19 protein-coding genes are annotated in these 19,431 nt (G+C 69.1%); 13 read left to right on the top strand and 6 right to left on the bottom strand.

What is annotated here, in order from left to right:
* Positions 1-542 precede the first annotated feature (542 nt).
* From G9Q41_RS00920 to G9Q41_RS00905, 4 genes are all read left to right on the top strand, one after another.
* Complete coding sequence (locus G9Q41_RS00920) at positions 543-1,763, top strand: GDSL-type esterase/lipase family protein (RefSeq protein WP_165631586.1); 1,221 nt, start codon at positions 543-545, stop codon at positions 1,761-1,763.
* A gap of 536 nt (positions 1,764-2,299) precedes the next feature.
* Positions 2,300-3,502, top strand: coding sequence for an MFS transporter (locus tag G9Q41_RS00915; protein WP_242686999.1), 1,203 nt, complete (start codon positions 2,300-2,302; stop codon positions 3,500-3,502).
* Between the two features lie 137 nt (positions 3,503-3,639).
* On the top strand, positions 3,640-4,656 hold the full coding sequence (locus G9Q41_RS00910; RefSeq protein WP_092521638.1) for an alcohol dehydrogenase catalytic domain-containing protein: 1,017 nt from the start codon (positions 3,640-3,642) through the stop codon (positions 4,654-4,656).
* A gap of 117 nt (positions 4,657-4,773) precedes the next feature.
* Positions 4,774-5,592 carry an alpha/beta hydrolase gene (locus G9Q41_RS00905; protein ID WP_347567445.1) on the top strand — a complete coding sequence of 273 codons (819 nt, stop codon included), beginning with the start codon at positions 4,774-4,776 and terminating at the stop codon, positions 5,590-5,592.
* A gap of 67 nt (positions 5,593-5,659) precedes the next feature.
* On the opposite strand, the gene G9Q41_RS00900 is transcribed toward G9Q41_RS00905, so the two are convergent.
* Entirely contained in the window at positions 5,660-7,942 is a 2,283-nt protein-coding gene (locus tag G9Q41_RS00900) for a glycoside hydrolase family 3 C-terminal domain-containing protein (protein WP_165631588.1), read from the bottom strand.
* Between the two features lie 500 nt (positions 7,943-8,442).
* Between G9Q41_RS00900 and G9Q41_RS00895 the strand changes: the two genes are divergently transcribed.
* Positions 8,443-8,889 carry an Hsp20/alpha crystallin family protein gene (locus tag G9Q41_RS00895; protein ID WP_092521640.1) on the top strand — a complete coding sequence of 149 codons (447 nt, stop codon included), beginning with the start codon at positions 8,443-8,445 and terminating at the stop codon, positions 8,887-8,889.
* A 53-nt stretch (positions 8,890-8,942) separates the two neighbouring features.
* On the top strand, positions 8,943-9,299 hold the full coding sequence (locus tag G9Q41_RS00890) for a MerR family transcriptional regulator (RefSeq protein ID WP_092521641.1): 357 nt from the start codon (positions 8,943-8,945) through the stop codon (positions 9,297-9,299).
* Here G9Q41_RS00890 and G9Q41_RS00885 read toward each other — a convergent pair.
* Entirely contained in the window at positions 9,292-9,810 is a 519-nt protein-coding gene (locus tag G9Q41_RS00885; protein ID WP_165631589.1) for a phenolic acid decarboxylase, read from the bottom strand. The two genes, G9Q41_RS00890 and G9Q41_RS00885, sit on opposite strands and share 8 nt — an antisense overlap.
* Positions 9,811-10,129: 319 nt before the next feature.
* Between G9Q41_RS00885 and G9Q41_RS00880 the strand changes: the two genes are divergently transcribed.
* Positions 10,130-10,600, top strand: coding sequence for a MarR family transcriptional regulator (locus G9Q41_RS00880; protein WP_092521643.1), 471 nt, complete (start codon positions 10,130-10,132; stop codon positions 10,598-10,600).
* 34 nt (positions 10,601-10,634) lie between these two features.
* Here the strand turns inward: G9Q41_RS00880 and G9Q41_RS00875 are convergent, their stop codons facing one another.
* From G9Q41_RS00875 to G9Q41_RS00860, 4 genes are all read right to left on the bottom strand, one after another.
* A complete protein-coding gene (locus tag G9Q41_RS00875) occupies positions 10,635-11,657 on the bottom strand; it encodes a hypothetical protein (protein WP_165631590.1) in 1,023 nt (340 codons plus the stop codon).
* Between the two features lie 146 nt (positions 11,658-11,803).
* Positions 11,804-12,001 (bottom strand): hypothetical protein, encoded by a 198-nt coding sequence (locus G9Q41_RS00870; protein ID WP_165631591.1) that lies wholly within the window; start codon positions 11,999-12,001, stop codon positions 11,804-11,806.
* Positions 11,998-12,288, bottom strand: a complete 291-nt coding sequence (locus G9Q41_RS00865) for a helix-turn-helix transcriptional regulator (protein WP_092521645.1) — start codon at positions 12,286-12,288, stop codon at positions 11,998-12,000. The genes G9Q41_RS00870 and G9Q41_RS00865 overlap by 4 nt, the downstream gene beginning before the upstream one ends.
* A gap of 668 nt (positions 12,289-12,956) precedes the next feature.
* A complete protein-coding gene (locus tag G9Q41_RS00860; RefSeq protein ID WP_092521646.1) occupies positions 12,957-13,433 on the bottom strand; it encodes a hypothetical protein in 477 nt (158 codons plus the stop codon).
* A 397-nt stretch (positions 13,434-13,830) separates the two neighbouring features.
* Between G9Q41_RS00860 and G9Q41_RS00855 the strand changes: the two genes are divergently transcribed.
* The 6 genes from G9Q41_RS00855 (at position 13,831) to G9Q41_RS00830 (ending at position 19,424) form a co-directional block, all read left to right on the top strand.
* On the top strand, positions 13,831-14,232 hold the full coding sequence (locus tag G9Q41_RS00855) for a RidA family protein (protein ID WP_165631592.1): 402 nt from the start codon (positions 13,831-13,833) through the stop codon (positions 14,230-14,232).
* Between the two features lie 403 nt (positions 14,233-14,635).
* Positions 14,636-15,040 (top strand): hypothetical protein, encoded by a 405-nt coding sequence (locus G9Q41_RS00850; RefSeq protein WP_242686997.1) that lies wholly within the window; start codon positions 14,636-14,638, stop codon positions 15,038-15,040.
* Between the two features lie 194 nt (positions 15,041-15,234).
* On the top strand, positions 15,235-16,695 hold the full coding sequence (locus tag G9Q41_RS00845; RefSeq protein ID WP_347567446.1) for a glycosyltransferase family 39 protein: 1,461 nt from the start codon (positions 15,235-15,237) through the stop codon (positions 16,693-16,695).
* A 244-nt stretch (positions 16,696-16,939) separates the two neighbouring features.
* The gene (locus G9Q41_RS00840; RefSeq protein WP_092522730.1) at positions 16,940-17,185 is read left to right on the top strand and encodes a FeoA family protein; all 246 of its coding nucleotides are present in this window, start codon (positions 16,940-16,942) and stop codon (positions 17,183-17,185) included.
* Positions 17,182-18,012: a FeoB small GTPase domain-containing protein gene (locus G9Q41_RS00835; RefSeq protein WP_092521650.1), complete on the top strand. Its 831-nt coding sequence runs from the start codon at positions 17,182-17,184 to the stop codon at positions 18,010-18,012. Before G9Q41_RS00840 ends, G9Q41_RS00835 begins: the two co-directional genes overlap by 4 nt.
* A complete protein-coding gene (locus tag G9Q41_RS00830; RefSeq protein WP_165631595.1) occupies positions 18,009-19,424 on the top strand; it encodes a ferrous iron transporter B in 1,416 nt (471 codons plus the stop codon). Before G9Q41_RS00835 ends, G9Q41_RS00830 begins: the two co-directional genes overlap by 4 nt.
* Positions 19,425-19,431: the final 7 nt, after the last annotated feature.

Raw genomic sequence — 19,431 nt, 5'->3', positions numbered from 1 at the left:
CTGTGGCCCGGGGGTGCGTTCACCACCGTGCTACCGGGTGCTTGTCGCTGGTGGACCGGTGCTGCCGCGCCGGCCTCGGCGGATGCGGCGGCCGGGGTGAGCAGTGTGCTGCTCAGCGCCAGCAGCGAGGTCAGCGCGACGCGCGAAAGCGCGTGTCGATATCTGCTGGTCAAGGGATTCTTCGCCATCGGTGTCGTACTCTCTCGTCGTGCGCGTGCTCCGTGCGGCACGCGCCGGGGCAGGGCGACCGGGCGTGTGCGTGCCTTCCTCCCCGCGCGGGGCGGTGAGTGATCGGCACCACTCGAGTGAGCGCTAACATACGATCTGCACATCGCTGCGTCAAGAATGCGAAGTTCGCACTTTTGGATCGTGGTTTCACTGTGGTCAGTGCTCGCTCATCAGCGGCAGCGCGACCACGCCCACAGTTCCTCCCCGGTCCCCGGCCCCTTCCGACGGGCTAGCGGGAAGAGCGCTCCCTTCCGCCCCGGGCGGGGTGCACAATTCGTGTGCGGCTCGAGGCCGTGCTTGCGAGACTGGTGGCCATGGATTCCCGAAGCAGCGGCGATGCGGCTCGCCAGGAGCCGAGCACGGACGCGGACCGGATCAGCACCCCCATCACCGCGGATCTGCTGCGCGGCGCGCTCGACCTGGAACGCACCGAGCACGGGGTGCTGCCGCACCGGCTCCCCGCCCGGGCGCGCGCCCAGTGCGCCGACGGGCAGCTGTCCATGGCCGAGTCCCAGCCCTCCGGTGTGCGACTGGTCCTGCGCACCCGAGCCACCACCGTCGAGCTGGACACGCTGCCCACCAAGATGGCCTACCGGGGCGCGCCGCCCCGGCCCGACGGAGTGTACGACCTGCTGGTCGACGGCGAGCTGGCAGCTCGGACCAGCGTGGCCGGTGGCAATCTCAGGATCGTGGACATGAGCACCGGATCCGTCGAGACCCGGACCGGCCCGGTCGGCACGGCTCGATTCTCCGGGCTTTCCGCCGAGGCGAAGGACCTCGAGATCTGGCTGCCGTACAACGAGAGCACCCAACTGGTCGAGCTGCGCAGCGACGCCCCCGTCGAAGTCGCGCCGGATCGGGGCAGGCGAGTGTGGCTGCACCACGGCAGCTCGATCAGCCACGGTTCCAACGCGGCCGGCCCCACCACGACCTGGCCCGCGCTGGCGGCCTCCCGCGGCGGTGTGGAACTGACCAACCTGGGGCTGGGCGGCAGCGCGCTGCTCGACCCGTTCACCGCTCGCGCCCTGCGCGACACCCCGGCCGATCTGATCAGCCTCAAACTCGGCATCAACCTGGTCAACACCGACCTGATGCGGCTGCGCGCCTTCACGCCCGCCGTGCACGGTTTCCTCGACACCGTCCGCGAGGGCCACCCCGACACCCCGCTGCTGGTGGTCTCCCCCATTCACTGCCCCATTCACGAGGACACCCCCGGCCCCAGCGTGCCGGAGTTCGAAAACCTCGAGGCGGGCGAGCTGACTTTCCGGGCCGGTGGTGACCCGGCGGAACGTGCAGCGGGCAAGCTGACGCTCAACGTCATTCGCGAGGAGCTCTCCCGCATCGTCAAGCAGCGGGCGGCCGAGGACCCGAGCCTGCACTACCTCGACGGTCGGGAGCTCTACGGCGAAGCGGACACCGCGGAACTGCCACTGCCCGATCGGTTGCACCCGGACGCAGCCACGCACCACCGCATCGGTGACCGCTTCGCCGAACGGGTCTTCGGGGCAGGCGGCCCCTTCGCCGGCGACGACTGAGCAGTCCGCGGCGGGCGGCTGACAGTGCGCAACGCCCCTGGGACGGCCACCGCGCGGTCCTGGGCCGTGGCCGGTGCGAACGGCCTCGGTCACTGGCAGCGCAACAGATCCGAACAGGACAGAACGACGCAGGCGCGGGGACTCCGGCCGCGGTCGCGCCGGTGTGCACCTTCCGCTTTCGTGACGCGGTGTCTCCGCACCACCGGTCCGAACTCCTGTGAAGCGGGACACGTGGCGTAACACCGTCGGCTGTCCGAACGAAATTCTCGGTGCGGCCCCGCGGTGGGCCGTGTTCGCGAGTCGACGCCGAGAACGGGTCCGGCCAGCGGCCGGCCGCGGTTGCAGGGTCCTCGGTCGAACGAACAATTCTTCGCCGCATCCGGTGCTCGTCCATCGCATTCGCCGACCGGGCTCGGTTGCGGATCCTCGTGCCCACGCCGGTGGGCACCTCTCTCCCACGACACGTGGTCCCCGTTTTCGGGGGCCGCGTGTCCCCGTTGTGCCCTGTTCGTTTCGAACGTGCCCGAAGGATGCCCATGTCTTTCCGGCTGTTGGTGCTCGCTGTCGGCACCTTCGTCGTCAACACCGGCTCGTATCTCGTAGCCGGAGTGCTGCCCGCGATCGCCGGCCACATCGGCGTGTCGGTGACGGTCGCGGGCCAGCTGGTCACCGTGCACGCGTTGACGTACGCGGTCAGCGCACCCGTGCTGTCCACAATGGTGTCCAGATGGGAGCGGCGGCGGCTGTTGTGGTTCTCGCTGGGGCTGTTCGTGGCCAGCAACGTGGCCACGGCGCTGGCCCCGGACTTCGCCACCCTCACCGCCGCCCGCGTGCTCGGCGCGATCGGCGCGAGTCTGTTCACGCCCACAGCAGTGGTCATCGCCAGCGATCTGGTCCCGCTGGACCGGCGTGGCCGGGCGGTCTCGGTGGTGCTGTCCGGGTTGACGCTGGCCACGGTGATCGGGGTTCCCTCCGGTGTGCTGCTCAACGACGTGTTCGGCTACCAGGGGCTGTTCTGGCTGGTCGCGGCACTCGGTGTGATCGCCTCCCTCGCGCTGCGCGTGCTCCCCGCGGTTCCCGCGCCACCACCGATCCGGCTCGGCGAGCGGGTCGGTGTGCTGCGCAACCGGCCGGTCGTGCTGGTGCTGGCCGTGTCCGCGCTGGCTTCGCTGGCCGATTTCGCCGGTTACACGTACGCGGCGCCGATGCTCGAAGCGCTGACCGGGGTCAGCGCGGGCACGCTCGGTGTGCTGCTGTTCGTCTACGGCGCGGCGGGCGCGACCGGCAATGTGGTGGTCGGGCGCGTCACCGACAGGTTCGGCTCGTCGGTCGGGATCGTCGGCTCGTTGCTGGTGCTCACCGCCGGTCTCGCTCTGCTGCCGCTGGCCGGGCCCTCACTTGCGGCCAGCGCGGTGCTGCTGGCCCTGTGGGGCTTCGGCGGATGGGGGATCATGCCCGCGGTGCAGCACAGGTTGATCGCGCTGAAACCGGCCATGGCCAGCGTGGTCATCGCCTTCAACTCCTCGGCGATGTATCTCGGCATGGGACTCGGCGGTGTCACCGGCGGTGCCGTCGTGGCCCGGTGGGGCTGGGGCGCGCTCGGGCCGGCTTCCGCGGTCGTGGCGCTGCTGGCGCTGCTGTTGCTGCGGTGGGTCCGGGACGGTGCGCGGCGGCCCGAGACCGTCGGGAACGCGGTCGAGCCCGCGGAACCGGCCGGAGCCGCCCTGCGGAACGGCTGAACGAGCGTCACCGTGGCGCGGGAGGAGTTCCCGCGTCACACCGGTCGGATCGGTCGGTCCGCTCGCCGGGTCGAAGACCGACCCGTCCCCTGCGGGAGCTCCACGAGGTGGATTCCGGCACGGGGTGAGGAGTTCGGATGTCTTCGATGCGCGCTGTACAGGTCGCCGAACCCGGCGGGCCGTTGGAGCTGGTCGACCGGCAAGTACCGGAGGTCTCCGCGGGTGAGGTGCGAGTCCGGGTCGAGGCCTGCGGAATCTGCCACAGCGACATGTGGGCCAAGGAGGGCGTGCTGCCGAGCACGCCCTACCCGATCGTTCCCGGTCACGAGATCGTGGGCACGATCGACGAGGTCGGGCCCGGTGTGCGGGGGTCGTGGCAGCGCGGGCAGCGGGTGGGGGTGGGCTGGTTCGGTGGGGCCTGTTACCACTGCGAATCGTGCCGCCGCGGGGACTTCATCACCTGCGCCAACGGCAGGGTTCCCGGGATCACGTTCGACGGGGGCTACGCCGAGGCGGTGGTGGTGCCGGCCGACGCCTTGGCGCGGATGCCCGAGCAGCTGTCGGCCATCGAGGCGGCTCCCCTGCTGTGCGCCGGGGTGACCACTTATCACGCGCTGCGGGAGAGCCCGGCCCGCCCGGGAGACCGGGTGGCCGTGCTCGGCGTGGGTGGGCTGGGGCATCTCGGCATTCAGTTCGCCGCCAGAATGGGCATGGAGGTCGTGGCGATCTCGCGCGGTGCGGCGAAGGCGGAACTCGCCCGCGATCTCGGTGCGCACGAGCACATCGACAGCGACGCCACGGATCCAGGGCAGGCGCTGGCCGCCACCGGCGGGGCGACGGTGGTGCTGGCCACGGCGGCCAGTGGGGCCGCGGCCGCCCGCGTGCTGCCCGGTCTCGCCCCGCGGGGGCAGCTGCTCGTCCTCGGCGCGGCGAGTGATCCGCTCGAGGTGGCACCGCCTTCCCTGATCACGCCGGCCGCCTCGATCGTGGGCCATCCCTCCGGCACGTCGAAGGACTCCGAGGACACGTTGCGGTTCAGCAGGTTGACCGGTGTCCGGCCGATGATCGACACCGTGCCGCTGGACAAGGCCGCCCAGGCCTACGAGCGGATGATGAGCAACCAGGCCCGTTTCCGCGTCGTGCTGACGATGTAGCCGGATCGCAGCGATTCCGCTGCCCGTCCCCGGTCCCGCCCGGCATCCGGGGCCGGCTGGGCCGGCTTCGCGCGCGGTGACGTTTCGGGGAAGCCGGCCGCGGAAATCCGGCCGGGCATGGTGGATGTGCGCAGAGAAGAGGTCGACGTCGACGGCACGCGGATGTCCTATCTGGCCGCCGGGGAGCACGGCCCGGTGGTTCTGCTGCTGCACGGGACTTTCTGGAGTCGCGTGTGGCAGCCCGTGATGGCCCGGCTCGGGCAGGTGTGCCGGCCCGTGGCGATGGACCTGCCGGGGTTCGGTTACTCCGACGGTGAGCTGTCCTCCCCGGAGGGGGCGACCGTGCCCGCGCTGGCCGAGATCGTGCACAGCTTCGCCGAACGGCTCGGTGTCCGGCAGTACGCCGTGGTCGGTCACGACATCGGTGGGGCGATCGCCCAGCACCTCGCCGCGTACCGGGAGGAAGTGGTGACCCGGCTGGCGTTGGTCAACGGTGTGGTGCTGGATTCGTGGCCGGTCCCGGCGGTGGAGCGTTTCCAGGACCCGCAGGTCCGGGCCGAGACCACCGTCGAGGACCTGCTTCGGACACGTCGTACGGCCATGGGCAGGACGACCGTGCGGGAGCTGAGCGAGGCCGAGCTCGACGAGTACCTGGATCCCTGGCGGGACGAGCGCCGGGTGCGCTCGTGGATGTCGATGGCCGCGGCCGCCGACTCCCGCTACACCACCGAGGTGGTCGACAAGTTGCGTGCGCGAGCGCTGCCGATGCTGCTCGTGTGGGGCACCGACGACGAGTTCCAGCGGCTGGAGTACGCCGAGCGGTTCGTCCGCCAGTTCCCGCAGGCCGAGCTGGTGCGGGTGACCGGCAAGCACATCCCCACCGAGGACTCCCCGCAGGAGATCGGTGACGCGCTGGCAGGCTTCCTCACCGGCTGATCGGCAGCGCTTCCTCCGCTCACCGAGCCCCGCTCCCGGTTGTGCGCCGGGAGCGGGCGGTGCGGCTTCAGGGGCGTTGCGCGTTGACGACCTCGAGCATCTCGGCGATGCGTTCGCGGCTGAACTCCTCCCCGAGGAAGGTGGGCAGCCGGTCCAGCGGGAACGATTCCATCATGCTCACCAGTCCCGGATCGTTCAGCGCGGTGGACAGGACCTCCGCCCCGGAGGCCTGTTCGACCATCCGCTGCAGCACCTGCCGAGCCTGCGGGTCCCGCAGCAGCTCGCCGAGGGAGGACTGCAGGGTCAACGGTGCGCGCGTCTCGTCGCCGGCGACCTCGACCGTGCCCTTCAGCCGGATGTCGCGGCTGGATGAGCCCACCTCGACGGTGTGCTCTCCTCCCTCGACCACCCAGCTGCCGAACCGGGTGTCCCAGTGGGCCAGGTCGTGCCTGGGCAGTTCGATGGTCACCTCGCGCTGCTGTCCGGGTTGCAGCTCCACGCAGGCGAATCCCTTGAGCTCCCGCGGCGGGCGGGTCACCGCGGAGTCGGGCACGCCGGTGTAGACCTGCACGACTTCGCGCCCTGCGCGTTGTCCGGTGTTGGTGATCGTGGCACGCACCGTTGTGCCCGCCTCGTGGGCGCGCAGCGACAGGTCCGAGTAGGCGAAGGACGTGTAGGACAATCCGTGGCCGAACGGGAAGCGCACGGCGAAGTCCCTGGCGTCGTACCACCGGTAGCCGACGAACAGTCCCTCCCCGTAGCGCACGTGGCCGTGCTCTCCGGGGAAGTCGAGGTAGGCCGGGGTGTCGGCCAAACGCATCGGCACGGTCTCGGTGAGCCGCCCGGAGGGGTTGACGTCGCCGTAGAGCACGTCGGCCAGTGCCCCGCCGCCTGCCTGCCCGAGCAGCCATCCCTCGACCAGGGCGGGAACCCGGTCGACGAACGGCGCCGGGTCCACGACGCCGCCGTTGGACAGCACGACCACGGTGCGCGGGTTGACGTCGAGCACGGCGTCGAGCAGTTCCAGCTGCGTCGCGGGCAGCCGCAGGTCCGCGCGGTCGTAGCCCTCGGATTCCGCGGAGTCGGGCAGCCCCAGGAACACGAGGGCGACCTCGGCCGCGGCCGCGGCTTCGACGGCTTGCCGGCGCAGCGACTCCTGGTCGGTGCCGGCCTCGTCGAAGGTGAAACCAGCAGCGAAGGTGACCTGCTCCGCACCGGCACGAGTGCGCAGCGCCTCGAGCGCGCTGTCCAGGGCCGTGGGGTTGATCAACGAGCTTCCCCCGCCCTGGTAACGCGGTGTGCGGGCGAACTCGCCGATGACCGAGACCGAGGTCTCGGCGGACAGCGGCAGCACGTCGTCCGCGTTCTTCAGCAGCACCACGCTGCGCGCGGCCACTTCGCGGGCGAGTTCGTGGTGCGTACGCGGATCGGTCTCCGAGGGGTGGTGGGACTGCGGCCGCGTGGTGCGCTCGACCAGGCCCGCCACGCGGGAAGCGGCCGTGTCCAGCGTGGTCTCGTCGAGTTCCCCCGACCGGACGGCCGTGACGATGCGCTGGTCGGATTCCGCGCCGCCTGCGGGCATCTCCAGGTCGAGCCCCGCGCTGAGGGCGGCTGCGCGTTCGTTGACCGCGCCCCAGTCGGACACGACGAGCCCGTCGAAGCCCCATTCCCGCCGCAGCACCGTGTCCAGCAGCCACGAGTTCTCGGCGGCGTGGACGCCGTTGACGCGGTTGTACGAGCACATCACCGTCCAGGGCTGTTGCTCGGTGACCACGCGTTCGAAACCGCGCAGGTAGATCTCCCGCAGCGGTCGTTCGTCGATGTCGGCGCTGACCCGCATGCGGTCGTGTTCCTGGTTGTTGGCGGCGAAGTGCTTCGGCGAGGCACCGACCCCCTGGCTCTGCAGGCCGCGCACGAGCGCGCTCGCCAGCACACCGCTGACGATCGGGTCCTCGGAGAGGTACTCGAAGTTGCGTCCGCACAGCGGGGACCGTTTGATGTTGAGACCGGGCCCGAGCAGCACGTGGACCCCCGCGGCACGTGCCTCCGCGCCGAGGGCCCGACCGACGCGTTCCAGCAGTTCCGGATCGAAGGAGGAGCCCATGGCCACGGCTGGGGGAAAGCACGTGGCAGGGACGCTGTCCCCGAGTCCGAGGTGATCACCGGTGCCGGCCTGTTTGCGGACTCCGTGCGGGCCGTCGGTGAGCACGATCGAGGGCAGGCCCAACCGCTCGACGGGGGTGGTGTGCCAGAACCCTTCCCCGCTGGTGAGCGCGGCCTTCTCCTCGAGCGTGAGCGCGGCCGCGAGTTCCTCGGACGACGAGGTGGTGCCGTTCGTGGTGTCGGTCATGGATATTCGTGATCTCCGGGGTCGGATACGTCGAGGTCCCGGTCCACCTGGCGAGCCGTTGCCTCGGGCGCGACGGTGAGCCACCAGAACCGTATAGCATTCGGCTCCCGCGCCTGCGTCGTGAATCGGCGGGTCGTGCTGACAAGCCCGATACGGCGTGGAACCAGGGGTGGGAGCTCGGGCGTGCGGCGGTGCGTCGACGTGCGGAGCCGGTGTGCCCGTGGCACCTCTTCGTGTGATCAACGCCAAAAATCGGCGCAGCAGCCTTGAAAAACTAGGACTGTGGTTCCAGAATTTTTGGTGCAAGCGCTAGGAGAAAGCAGACGAGCCGGGAGGTGATCGCGAGCTTTCCCCTTCGCTCTCGCTTTCCTTCTCGGGCCGCTCGACGGTGACGGAGTTCCTCCCAGTCACCTCGTCCGGCCGCACCTTCCGCACAAGTTGCTGATCGAGCACTGCTGTGAACGCTTCTTTGGTTGCGAGTGGGAAAGGAGTCAATCGAAATGACCACGACATTCGACCCGCTGTTCCGTGACCTGAACAGGCTGGCCACCGAGGTCTTCGGCAGCGACCGCGCTCCCCAGTCGATGGCCATGGATGCCTACCGCGCCGGGGACAACTACGTGGTCGAGTTCGATCTCCCCGGGGTCGACCCGAGCACGCTGGAGGTCAGTGCCGAGAACCGGACGCTGACCGTGCGCGCCGAGCGCAAAACCCAGCGGGACAACCGCTCGGATTCCGGGGTCAGCTACGTGGCCGCGGAGCGCCCGCGGGGGACGTTCTCCCGGCAGCTCTCGCTCGGTGACGGGCTGGACGTGGACAACATCAGCGCCGACTACACCGACGGGGTGCTGACGGTGACGCTGCCGGTGGCCGAGCGGGCGAAACCGCGGCAGGTCAAGGTCGAGCACGGGGGCGGCCGTCGGGTCATCGAGGGCGGCAACAGCTGACCCCGATGTTCCGCGGCGGGCGTGAACACCGGCTCCGAGGATCAGGAGGCACCATGCCCGACGTCCCAGGTCCCACCGATCGCGCCGCCAGCGCGTTCGACGACGTCGACTATCCGGCGTACACCATGGGCCGCGCCTCCGAGATCCTCGGGGTCACCCCCGACTTTCTGCGCAGTCTGGACAACACCACGGATCTGCTGACGCCCACGCGCTCCGGGGGAGGTCATCGCCGCTACAGCCGTAAGCAGCTGCGCCTGGCCGCTCGAGTGCGCGAGCTTCTCGACCAGAAGCACACGCTGCTGAGCGCGGCGTCCCGCATCGCCGAACTCGAACGTGATCTTCAGGAGACGCGGGAGCGGCTCGCCGAGTTCGAGACCCCTCCTCCGGGGCGTGGCAGCGAGTTCAGTTGACGCGCGCGGCGTAGCCCTCGGGCAGTTCCTCGGGGGCTTCCGCGACGACTTGCTCGTCGTTGTCGCCGCGGTCCTCCAGGAAGGTGATCCTGGCGAACTCGGGCACGGTGTAGATCGGGTAGGTGGGCCCCTGGTCGCGGTAGCGACGCATCGCGTCCAGGTGCTCGTTCTGGAAGCACACGGTGCGCTCCGGATGCTGGTGCACCCACTGGGGGAAGAAGATCACGCCGTGCAGCCGTCGTTCGGCGAGCAGCACGTTGACGCTGACCGAGGTTCCCGTGGGTTCGTTCCAGGACACCTTGTAGCTGTCCTCGCCGAGTCGGACGAGGTCGACGGGCTGATCCTTGACCCAGCGACCACCGACCATCCCGCTGTGGATGCGGTAGTCGATCGTCGTGGAGTTCTTCACGTACATCTCGTACTGCCAGCCGTTGTCGTAGGTGTAGATGAAGTGCTTGCCGACTATGCCGGCCAGGTCCTGCGTGGGGGCCGCCGAGGACATGGCTGTCATCGTTTCTGCTCCTCTCGTTCCGCTGCATTGACACTTTCATTTTGCTACAAACTAGTTTTGCTGAAAAGTTAAGTTGCGTCACAGCGGTCCGCCCACCCCGAGGCAGCACACCCCCACTCGCCCCCGGACACGTCTCCCCTCGCAGGGATCTCTTCAAAGCATCATTTCGTCACGGTGACACCTATCGGGCACGGCGAACGGGGACGCGCCGCGAGGAGGCTTCCGCAAGACAGCTAGACTCGCTCGAGACGATCTGGCCCACAGTTCTACTTGCAGCAAAATAGTTTTGTCACAAAACTAGATGTGGCACGATGGACCGATGGACATCGCCACCTCGCTCAGTCGCCTGCTCGGTCCCCTGCGCAGAGCCGTGCTGCGTTCCACCAGAGCCGCCGAGGACCTGCCCGACCTGCCCGAAGCCCAGATCGAACTGCTGCGCGCGCTGGCCGCCGAAGGCCCCATGGGCACCAAAGCGGCAGCGGAACGGCTGCGCACCTCCCCCGCCACGGTCAGCAATCTCGTGCGGACGATGAGCGCTGCCGGACTGATCGACCGGCAGACCTCGCCCAACGACCTGCGCACCGTGAACCTGTCGGTAACCACCACCGCACAGCAACTGCTGCACCGTTACGACGCGGCCAGCAGGACCACGCTGGAACAGGCGATGTCCGGTCTCTCCGACGAGGACCGCGACGCCCTGGCCCGGGCCGTGCCCGCGCTGGAACGACTGACCGCGGAACTGGACTCGCGCTCGGCGCACAAACCGGGCACCACCGGAGCGGCGGAGTGACGCACTGCTGCCCCGCAGCGAGCGGTGCGTTCCCCTACTCCAGCGGCAGCTCCTGCCAACTGGCCCCGCCGTCGACGGTGCGCAGCACCACCCCGTGTTCCCCCGTGCCGGAACCGTGGACGACCACTCCGCGCACGGGGTCCTGAAAGTCCAGATCGAGCAGCGAGGGCGGCTCCCGACGCAGCGCCGTTTCCCAGCTGTCGCCCGCGTCGGTGGACCGGAACAGGAAACCGAATCCACCTCCCACGGAACTCAGCAGCGCCGAGAACGGCGTGGGCACGGCGAGACCGCGTGTGGTCCCGGGTGCGGGAGCCCGTCCGAGCGTCTCGAACGGGGCGCCGTTGACCGAGCACTTCAGGTCCTTGTAGGTGTGCCCGGGAGGCTGGTCCGCCTGGTAGCCGCACACCGCGAACACCGCGGCGGAGTCCCCGGGCGGCAGCGCGAGCCTGGGGGCCATGTGCACCTCGGAACACGGTGGCGCCTTCTCCTGCCAGTGTCGACCGTCCTCGGTGATCCAGTAACGTCCCGCTGCCTCGCCACCGCCGAGGGTCACGAAAGCCGCCTCCTCGGAGACGACCACCGAGCCGCCGCTCGGCCCGGGGATTTCCAGTCCCGGCACCGGCTCCCAGCGCGTCTCGGACACCGGGGAGCTGAACAGCCGGGTCCGTCTGTCCTCGTCGGGTCCCGAGGTGATCACGGCGTAGGCGGTGCTCGATCCGGAGTCCACGGCCCCGACGAGAATCTGCGGCCGCGTGTCGGCGAGCTCGACCCGGTGCCAGCTCTCCGCGGCGTCGTGCGTGGCCAGCACGGTTTCGCCGTTGGTGACCAGCACGTCCTCCTCGTTGGCCGCGTGCACTCGGACGTGCCCGGAGAACGGGGTCACCGTCACCTCCGGGGCTGCCCGCCGTCGCCAGGTCAATCCACCGTTGACGGTGTGCAGCAGGGCCGCTCGGGTGGTGGCGTTCTCCTGGGCGAACCCGAGGACCCAGCCGCAGTGGGCGTTGGTCCACGAGGTCGAGGTCGGAACGAACCTGTGGGGAAGCCCCGGTTCTGCCATGTTCTCTCCTCGCCGGCGTCGTCGTGTCCGCAAGGTGGGCCACGGGGAGCTTCACGTGAGCAGCACCGCCGACGAGCAGTGTCGCACCGCAGGGGGAGGTGCGGCTGCATTTTCACGCTACAGGGGGACCGCGGGGCGTCGAGGGGTCAGCGCAGCCGCCGTGCCGCCGCGCTCGCCCCGATCACCAGCAACGGCGTGGTCAGCACCCACTGCCGCTTGGTGCTGGTGGGTGTGCTGCCCGGACGTCTCTCGGCCGTCCCGAACTCGCGCAGCAAGTAGCCGACGAGCCCGGCAGTGACGGCGGCGGCGCACCCCCACAGCGAACCACTGAGGTAGAGGTTCATGCACGTCCCTCCCCCTGGTTCAGGTGAGCGGGGTCCTGACCGGCGCGGGTGGTTCCTTCCGTGCTGGATCTGCCGGTTTCCGGGGTCAACAACTCCCCGATCTCGCAGTCCAGGGCACTGCAGATGACATCCAAATCGGACAATTTCAGACTGATCGGTGTCCCGGACCACAGCCCCGACAGTTTCCCCGCGGAGACGTGCAACCCGTGTTCGGCCAGCAGACTCTGCAGTTCACCGGCTTTCCAGATGCCGCGGTGCGCCGCCACGAGCCGCAGATTCCACTTCACCGCTTCGTCCTCTCCGGCGTCGACCTCTCACCGTCGTCGCCTCTGCCGACACACGTTCGGAATTACCGACATCCCGGCTCCCACTACTCGAAAGCCCCTTCCGACACTAATATCCGGCAATTATTTTTTGGCAACTCCTCCACGGAAATACCCGATCGTGCCAGCATCGGCCGATGCGTCATCGCTGCAGCACACCGTCAGCGATGCCACTTCCACCTTCGGACATCACGCATTCGTTCGCCAACAATCACCGAAAGGCGTATTGTCGACCACACAACGTTCGAAACAAGCGGACAAAACGGTGATTCTCACGCTTGACCACCGGACCACGACGACAAAAGCTCCACTTTCGAGCGACTTTGCTCCCGTTTTTTGCGCTGATAATGTCGCCCCGTCCGTCCCGAAAATTCTGCTGCGTCGAAGCCGCATTCGAAAGTGGTGGACGCTTTCGAATGCCGCGCCCAGTGCGTCGGCACGACGAGATCGGTGCGACGGACACGGCCCGAACACGTCAGCACAGTGGGCAACCACCGGACCCCGACAACCGAGGACGCGTGGGCCCCACCGTGTCCGAACCGAGCGAACCGGCACGGCCGAGAAGCCGGACTTCTACCCCGCTGCCTCCGCCGGTGCGACGGCGCCCCGCCGGGAGCGTCGTTCACCGGCACTCAGTCCGAGCGCTGCCTGCGCTGTTCCGGGGGCTCGTCGAGCATGTCCAGCATGTCCAGCACCTGATCCTGCAGCCCGGCGTCGAGCTCCCCCGCACGCATGGCTATGGCCCGCACCCGGTGCTCCTGCAGCTTCGCCCGCAGGACGCGGTCGGCGTCGCTTTCCGAGCCGAGCAGGTAGTCCACCGTCACCGGTGCGGTCTCGGAGTGGCGCCGGTCGTTGAAGAACTTCGCGATGGCCCGCAGCACATCCGCGGACGGATTGGTGTGCCTGCCGTTGCGTAAACCGTCGAGGTAGTTGGCCCCGATCGTGGTCGCGTGTTCGGGATCAGCACTGATCGACTCGGCGGCGAATTTCGTGCTGTAGGGCTTCCACTTTCCGCGCCTGTCGCGGTAACGCACGGTGTCGAAGAGCGCGCGCAGCCGTTTGGCCAGTGTGCTGGACTCGTTCGTCGCGTTCTCGTCGCGCGCGCGCACTTTCCGAACGTCCTTTCGAACAGAGCTTGTGCGAGCCGATATCGCCTGGTCTCGCAAGAATAACACGGTGCGACCATGTCCCAGGTCACAAACGTGCGGCAGCCGCCACCAGGACCGACCCCGCGCGGAAGACGCCCCCGGTGGCGGGACGATGTTGATTGCTTAATATATTCAGTATAGAGTCGGTCGCGGCGAACGTGAGGCTTCTGGGGGTGCCTCGCGCTCGCCGCGACGCTCCCTGCCCGGATGCCGCGGAGACTCCCGTTTTCCTCTGCTGCGTTCCCCGGGGAACGCAGCAGAGGCCGCCTCGTTCGCGGCACCGCAGCCGAGAAAAGGCGGTCACGGAAGCTCCCGGTTCTCCCTTCCGGGCAACCGCGGCGGCGACTATCCTGCTCGGATGCGAGAGTCACGTCCCCGGCTGGTCCGCAGCGCGGAGTTGACCGCTTCGGTCGACTACGCCTACGCCGCCCGTGCGAACGGCCCGCTCGTGCTCACGGCCGGGGCCTGCCCGCTGGACGAGCACGGTGCGACCGTGTGCGTCGACGACCCCGCCGGGCAGGCCCGGCAGTGCGTGCGCAATCTGGCGGTGACCCTGCGCGAGGCCGAAACCGACCTCGACCACGTGGTGCGGTGCACCGTCTACGTCGCCACTCGGGACCGCGAACGGCTGCGTACCGCGTGGAGCGCGGTACGTGACGAATTCGGCTCCCACGATCCTCCCGCCACGCTGCTCGGTGTGAGTCTGCTCGGCTACGACGACCAGCTGGTCGAAGTCGACGCCATGGCCACCCTGCCGTGAACTCCTTCCCGAGAACCGGCCGGACGGCGCATGATGGGCACGCTACGCACTCTCGCGAACACAAAGGACGAATCCGACACTTCCGGGCGAGGCGTGCCACGGCAGCAACTCCCCGCCCCGCTGTCCGAGTTCGGCAGCAGCGCAGCCGGGATGTGACGAATTCGGGAACCCCCCGTGTGCTCCGCGGTTTCGCCGCGGGGGCGTGGCGGGTGGTGCTTAATCGCAGCGTTACCGGTAGGCTCTGTCTCGCCGGACGGGTTTCACCCTCCGGTGGGACTTGGCCGTTTGCTCCTATCACGAGTCGATACGGATGACACTTCAAGACGACCGTGCTCGACCCTGGTTCCAGCCACTGGCGCCAACCGAACAACCGCACAGCGACTTCTCGAACGATGCCGGACCGTTGACCACCCGCATCGAGGGTGAACTCATCCCTCCGGACCAACCGCTCACCCCGGCACCGTTGGGCGAACGGCTCGAAGTCACCCAGCCGTTCATCCCGGCCATCCGCGAGCAGCCCCCGGAGTTCGCCAAGAAGCTGAACCCGGAACCGGCCACCTCGGCTCCCCCCGCTGAGGACGGCCCCGAGGACAGCTCGCTGGAGGCCCTCACGAGTGTGACCGCGCCCACCGAGCACCACACGTCGGGGCCGGAACCTGCGGCCGCGGAACGAACCACGCGCACTCCGGACACGGCGGCCACCTCCGCAGCGGAACGTCCGAAGCGGCGCAGCCTGGCGCGCCGCGTCGTTCGCCGCATCCTCGGGCCCGATCTGCTGCGCAAGGACCCCGCACCGAAGAAACGCTGACGCCGAGACTTCTCCGCCCCGCACCGCGCCGGGGCGCCGCAGCGCGTCTCGGACCGCGTGCCGAACGCTGTTCACCATTCGACCTTCGGAGCGTGATGTCCACAGCACCGCCGGCGCCCGTCGGTACCTCTCCCCGGCAAGCGCACCAAGGCGACTCCGCCGCACTCCCCCGGTTCGCCTGGGTACCGATCGCAGTGCTCGCTGTCGGCTTCTTCACCGTCGGGATGCTGGTGGCCTCCCGGTACGGCTACTTCGGCGACGAGCTGTACTTCCTCGCCGCGGGCGACCACCTCGCCCCGGGGTACGTGGACCAGCCCCCGGGGGTGCCGCTGGTCGCGCGCGCCATGCAGACGCTGTTTCCCGACTCGCTGGTCGCGCTCCGCCTGCCCTCACTACTGGTCACCACCGGATACATCGTCGTCGCGGCGCTGACCACCCGGGAACTCGGCGGAAAACGGCTCGCGCAGACCTGCGTCGCCGGTGCCTGCATGCTGGCGCCCCACTTCGTGGGCTCGGCGCACCTGCTGGTCACCTACTCGTTCGATCAGGCTCTGTGGGCCTGGATCCTGTGGCTGCTGGTCCGGTGGACGCGCAAGTACCAGCAGGGCGAGTCCGGCGACCTGCTGCTGATCGCTGCCGGGCTGATCACCGCTGTGACGTTGCAGTTCAAGCTGCTCGTGCCCGCGTTGTGGCTGGTGCTGGTTCCGGCCGCCGTGGTCTTCGGGCCGCGGCGGCTGCCGCTGCGGCCCGGTTTGTGGGTGGCCGGGCTGCTGTCGGTGCTGTCGGCGCTGCCCGGTCTGCTGTGGCAGATCGACAACGGCTGGCCCCAGCTGGACATGGCCGAGGTGGTCGACTCCGAGACCGGTGGGCCCGCTTCGTTCCTGCGCGTGTTGTTCACCCAGGTCGGACCGGTCGGGGGCGTGTTGACGGTCGTGGGGCTGTACGGGCTGCTGTTCCGGCGGCATCTGCGTGCCTACCGGTTCCTCGGGGTCACCGTCGTGGCCCTGACCGCGCTGTTCGCGTTGAGCAGCGGACGCCCCTACTACCTGGCCGGTTGCTACGCGGTGCTGTTCGCCGCCGCCGCCGTGGTCGTGCAGCACTGGTGGCAGCAGCGTCCGGACACCGTCACCTATCGCTGGTTGTTCCGCGGCTGGACGCTCGCGGTGGCCCTTAGCTACGCCCTGGGCGCCCAGGGGGCGATCAACACGCTGCCGATCGCCCCGGTCTCGGAGATCAGTCCGCGCAACGTCGTGGCCACGGCCAGTCTGGGCTGGCAGCAGATCACCGCCCAGATCGCCGAGCAGTATCACGCCCTGCCGGGGGAGACTCCCACCGCCGTGGTCACCCGCGACTACTGGTCGGCGAGCGCGCTGCACCACTTCGGCCCCGAGCACGGGCTGTCCGATGTGTACAGCACGAGCCGGGGTTTCTGGTACTTCGACCGCCCCGCCGACGACGTCGAACGCGTCGTCTACCTCGGCGCCGACCGCGGGCAGTTGGAGAAGTGGTTCGGCGACGTCCGCAAGGTCGACACCGTCGAAACCGACCTCGCCTCGGCCACCTACTACGAGGACATGCGCATCTGGGTGGCAAGCGACCCGAAGGAACCCTGGTCGCAGCTGTGGCCGCGGTTGCACCACATGAGCCTGTGGTGACCTGCCTGCGACCACCTGCTCCCGGACGGCCCGGACGGCGAACACCCGACTCGAATCCGTCGCTGACCCCGCCTCGCCACGGGCCGCTCCCACCAGCGGCCGGGTGCACGGCAACCGCCCCTGGCCGGAGGCAGCACGCTCCGCCGCTCCGAACCGGTTTTGACGACGTGCCGAAGCAGACTTTGCTGGGTAGCCTAAAAATCGGTTGTGCAGACGGCAGATCAGCGGCGCGGGGGTTCGGAAGATGTCGACCACCCTGGACCGGCTTCATCGGGGACAAACGGCCACCGTGACCGCACTGGAGCTCGAGGGCGCCGAACGGCGACGCCTGATGGACATGGGGCTGCTCGTCGGCACCACGGTCTCGGTCGACCGCGTCAGCCCGCTCGGCGACCCCGCGGCCTACCGGGTTCGGGACGGTCTGCTCGTGCTGCGGAGCGGACAAGCCCACCGGGTCCACGTCGACCTCCACGAGGAGGAGCCGACGTGACCGCGGCGGACTCCTCGGTCAGCACCTCTCCCGCCTGCGGCGACTGCGTGCTCAACAACGCCTCCAATCTGCGCAAGCTGGGTGTGGACCCCGCAGGAGGGGACGACTTCGTCGCCGCGGTGGCCGGGAATCCCAACACCGGCAAGAGCACGGTGTTCAACGCGCTGACCGGGTTGCGCCGGCACGTCGGCAACTGGTCGGGCAAAACCGTGGACAGGGCGGAGGGCAGTTTCGAGTACCGTCGGCGCCGCTACAAGCTCGTCGACCTGCCCGGCACGTACTCGCTGCTGTCCACCAGCCACGACGAGGACGTCGCCCGCGACTTCCTGCTGTTCGGCCGTCCCGACGTGACCGTGGTGGTCGTCGACGCGACACGGCTGGAACGCAACCTCAACCTCGTGCTGCAAATCCTGCAGATCACCGACCGTGTGGTATGCGCCCTCAACCTCGTCGACGAGGCCGAGCGCAACGGGCTGGCGGTGGACTCGAGACACCTGGCCCGGGAACTGGGGGTGCCCGTGGTCCCGATGGTGGCGCGCCGCGGCACCGGCATGACGGATCTGCTGGAGGTGGTGGAGCAGGTGACCTCGGGGGCGATCGCCAACGGGGGCAGGCGGGTCCGGCACCGCGACGAGCGGCTCGAACAGGCGGTGGGCCGGCTGGCCGAACAGCTCGAAAGGGAGTTCCCCGGGGTGGCCAACACCAGGTGGATCGCCCTGCGGCTGCTCGAAGCCGACTCCCGGATCGAACGTGCGGTCACCGACGGCACGCTGAGGGAACTGTCCGCCGCCGCGCTCGCGGCGTCTTCGGGCGGGACCACGCCATGACCCGCTCGCCGATCCTCGACGAGGCGGCGCGCCTGCGTGCCGGGCTGGACGAGGACTTCCGGGACGGAATCGTCGAGTCCCTCTACGCCGAGGCCTCCCACATCGCCTCCACCACCCTCTCCCGCCGGGACGGCCCCGCTCGAGCGACCTGGGACAAACTGCTCGACAGGGCATTGACCCACCGCGTGTGGGGGTTCGTGGTCATGGGGGTGCTGCTGTTCGGGGTCTTCTGGTTCACCATCGCCGGAGCGGCAGCCCCCTCCGGACTGCTGTCCACACTGCTCGTCGAGCACGGCCACGAGTGGTTGACGCGGCTCGCGGCGCCGCTGCACCTCCCCGGGTGGCTGACGGGACTGCTACTGGACGGGGTGTATCTGTCCACCGCCTGGGTCGTGGCCGTGATGCTGCCGCCCATGGCGATCTTCTTCCCGCTGTTCACGATCCTCGAGGACTTCGGCTACCTGCCCAGAGTGGCGTTCAACCTGGACAGGCTCTTCGCGGGCTCCGGGGCGCACGGCAAGCAGGCTCTGTCCATGATGATGGGATACGGCTGCAACGCGGCCGGAGTGACCGCCACCAGGATCATCGACAGCCGACGCGAACGGCTGATCGCCATCATCACCAACAACTTCAGCATCTGCAACGGGCGCTGGCCCGTGCTCATCCTGCTGGGCACCGTCTTCCTCGGGAAACTGGTCCCGCCCGCCTTCGCGGGGGTGGTCGCCGCGGGCAGCGTCGTGACCGTGGCCTTCCTCGGAGTGCTGGTCACACTGCTGGTGTCCTGGGCGCTGTCGAAAACGGTGCTGCGCGGGGAGACTTCGGTGTACTCGCTGGAACTGCCCCCGTACCGACCTCCCAGGATCTGGCGGACCCTCTACACCAGCCTCATCGGCCGAACCCTGAAGGTGCTGCGCAGAGCGGTGACCATGGCCGCCCCCGCGGGGGCGGCCATCTGGGGGATCAGCAACGTCACCCTGGTCGGGACGAGCCTGGCCGGTCACCTCGCTGCGCTGCTCGCCCCGCTGGGGTGGTTGATGGGGCTCAACGGCATCATCCTGCTGGCCTACGTCGTGGCCATCCCCGCCAACGAGATCATCATTCCCACCATCCTGATGCTGACGCTGACCCTCGGCCCCGGCCTGTTCGGCGCCGACAGCGGGGTCCTGCTCGAGTTGGGCACGGCCGAAACCCGGATCGTGCTCGTGCAGGCGGGAGGCTGGACCCTGCTCACAGCCGTCAACCTGATGCTGTTCAGCCTGCTGCACAACCCGTGCGGCACCACCATCCTCACCATCTGGCACGAGACGCGGAGCGTGAAGTGGACGACCGTGGCCACGCTGCTGCCGGTCGGGCTCGGCATCGTGGTCACGAGCCTGACCGCAGCCGTGGCCCGTTCGGCCGGCTGGGCGTGACCGAAGG

The sequence above is a fragment of the Actinopolyspora sp. BKK2 genome (assembly GCF_011291845.1).
GTDB classification, from domain to species: Bacteria; Actinomycetota; Actinomycetes; order Mycobacteriales; family Pseudonocardiaceae; genus Actinopolyspora; species Actinopolyspora saharensis.
The sequence above is the reverse complement of the archived record's forward strand: the minus strand, read 5'-3'. Positions and strand labels throughout refer to the sequence as shown.

Coding starts and splice junctions, on each gene's coding strand:
- G9Q41_RS00920 (WP_165631586.1), top strand. CDS start 543: ATGGATTCCCGAAGCAGCGGCGATGCGGCTCGCCAGGAGCCGAGCACG.
- G9Q41_RS00915 (WP_242686999.1), top strand. CDS start 2,300: ATGTCTTTCCGGCTGTTGGTGCTCGCTGTCGGCACCTTCGTCGTCAAC.
- G9Q41_RS00910 (WP_092521638.1), top strand. CDS start 3,640: ATGTCTTCGATGCGCGCTGTACAGGTCGCCGAACCCGGCGGGCCGTTG.
- G9Q41_RS00905 (WP_347567445.1), top strand. CDS start 4,774: ATGGTGGATGTGCGCAGAGAAGAGGTCGACGTCGACGGCACGCGGATG.
- G9Q41_RS00900 (WP_165631588.1), bottom strand. CDS start 7,942: ATGACCGACACCACGAACGGCACCACCTCGTCGTCCGAGGAACTCGCG.
- G9Q41_RS00895 (WP_092521640.1), top strand. CDS start 8,443: ATGACCACGACATTCGACCCGCTGTTCCGTGACCTGAACAGGCTGGCC.
- G9Q41_RS00890 (WP_092521641.1), top strand. CDS start 8,943: ATGCCCGACGTCCCAGGTCCCACCGATCGCGCCGCCAGCGCGTTCGAC.
- G9Q41_RS00885 (WP_165631589.1), bottom strand. CDS start 9,810: ATGACAGCCATGTCCTCGGCGGCCCCCACGCAGGACCTGGCCGGCATA.
- G9Q41_RS00880 (WP_092521643.1), top strand. CDS start 10,130: ATGGACATCGCCACCTCGCTCAGTCGCCTGCTCGGTCCCCTGCGCAGA.
- G9Q41_RS00875 (WP_165631590.1), bottom strand. CDS start 11,657: ATGGCAGAACCGGGGCTTCCCCACAGGTTCGTTCCGACCTCGACCTCG.
- G9Q41_RS00870 (WP_165631591.1), bottom strand. CDS start 12,001: ATGAACCTCTACCTCAGTGGTTCGCTGTGGGGGTGCGCCGCCGCCGTC.
- G9Q41_RS00855 (WP_165631592.1), top strand. CDS start 13,831: ATGCGAGAGTCACGTCCCCGGCTGGTCCGCAGCGCGGAGTTGACCGCT.
- G9Q41_RS00840 (WP_092522730.1), top strand. CDS start 16,940: ATGTCGACCACCCTGGACCGGCTTCATCGGGGACAAACGGCCACCGTG.
- G9Q41_RS00830 (WP_165631595.1), top strand. CDS start 18,009: ATGACCCGCTCGCCGATCCTCGACGAGGCGGCGCGCCTGCGTGCCGGG.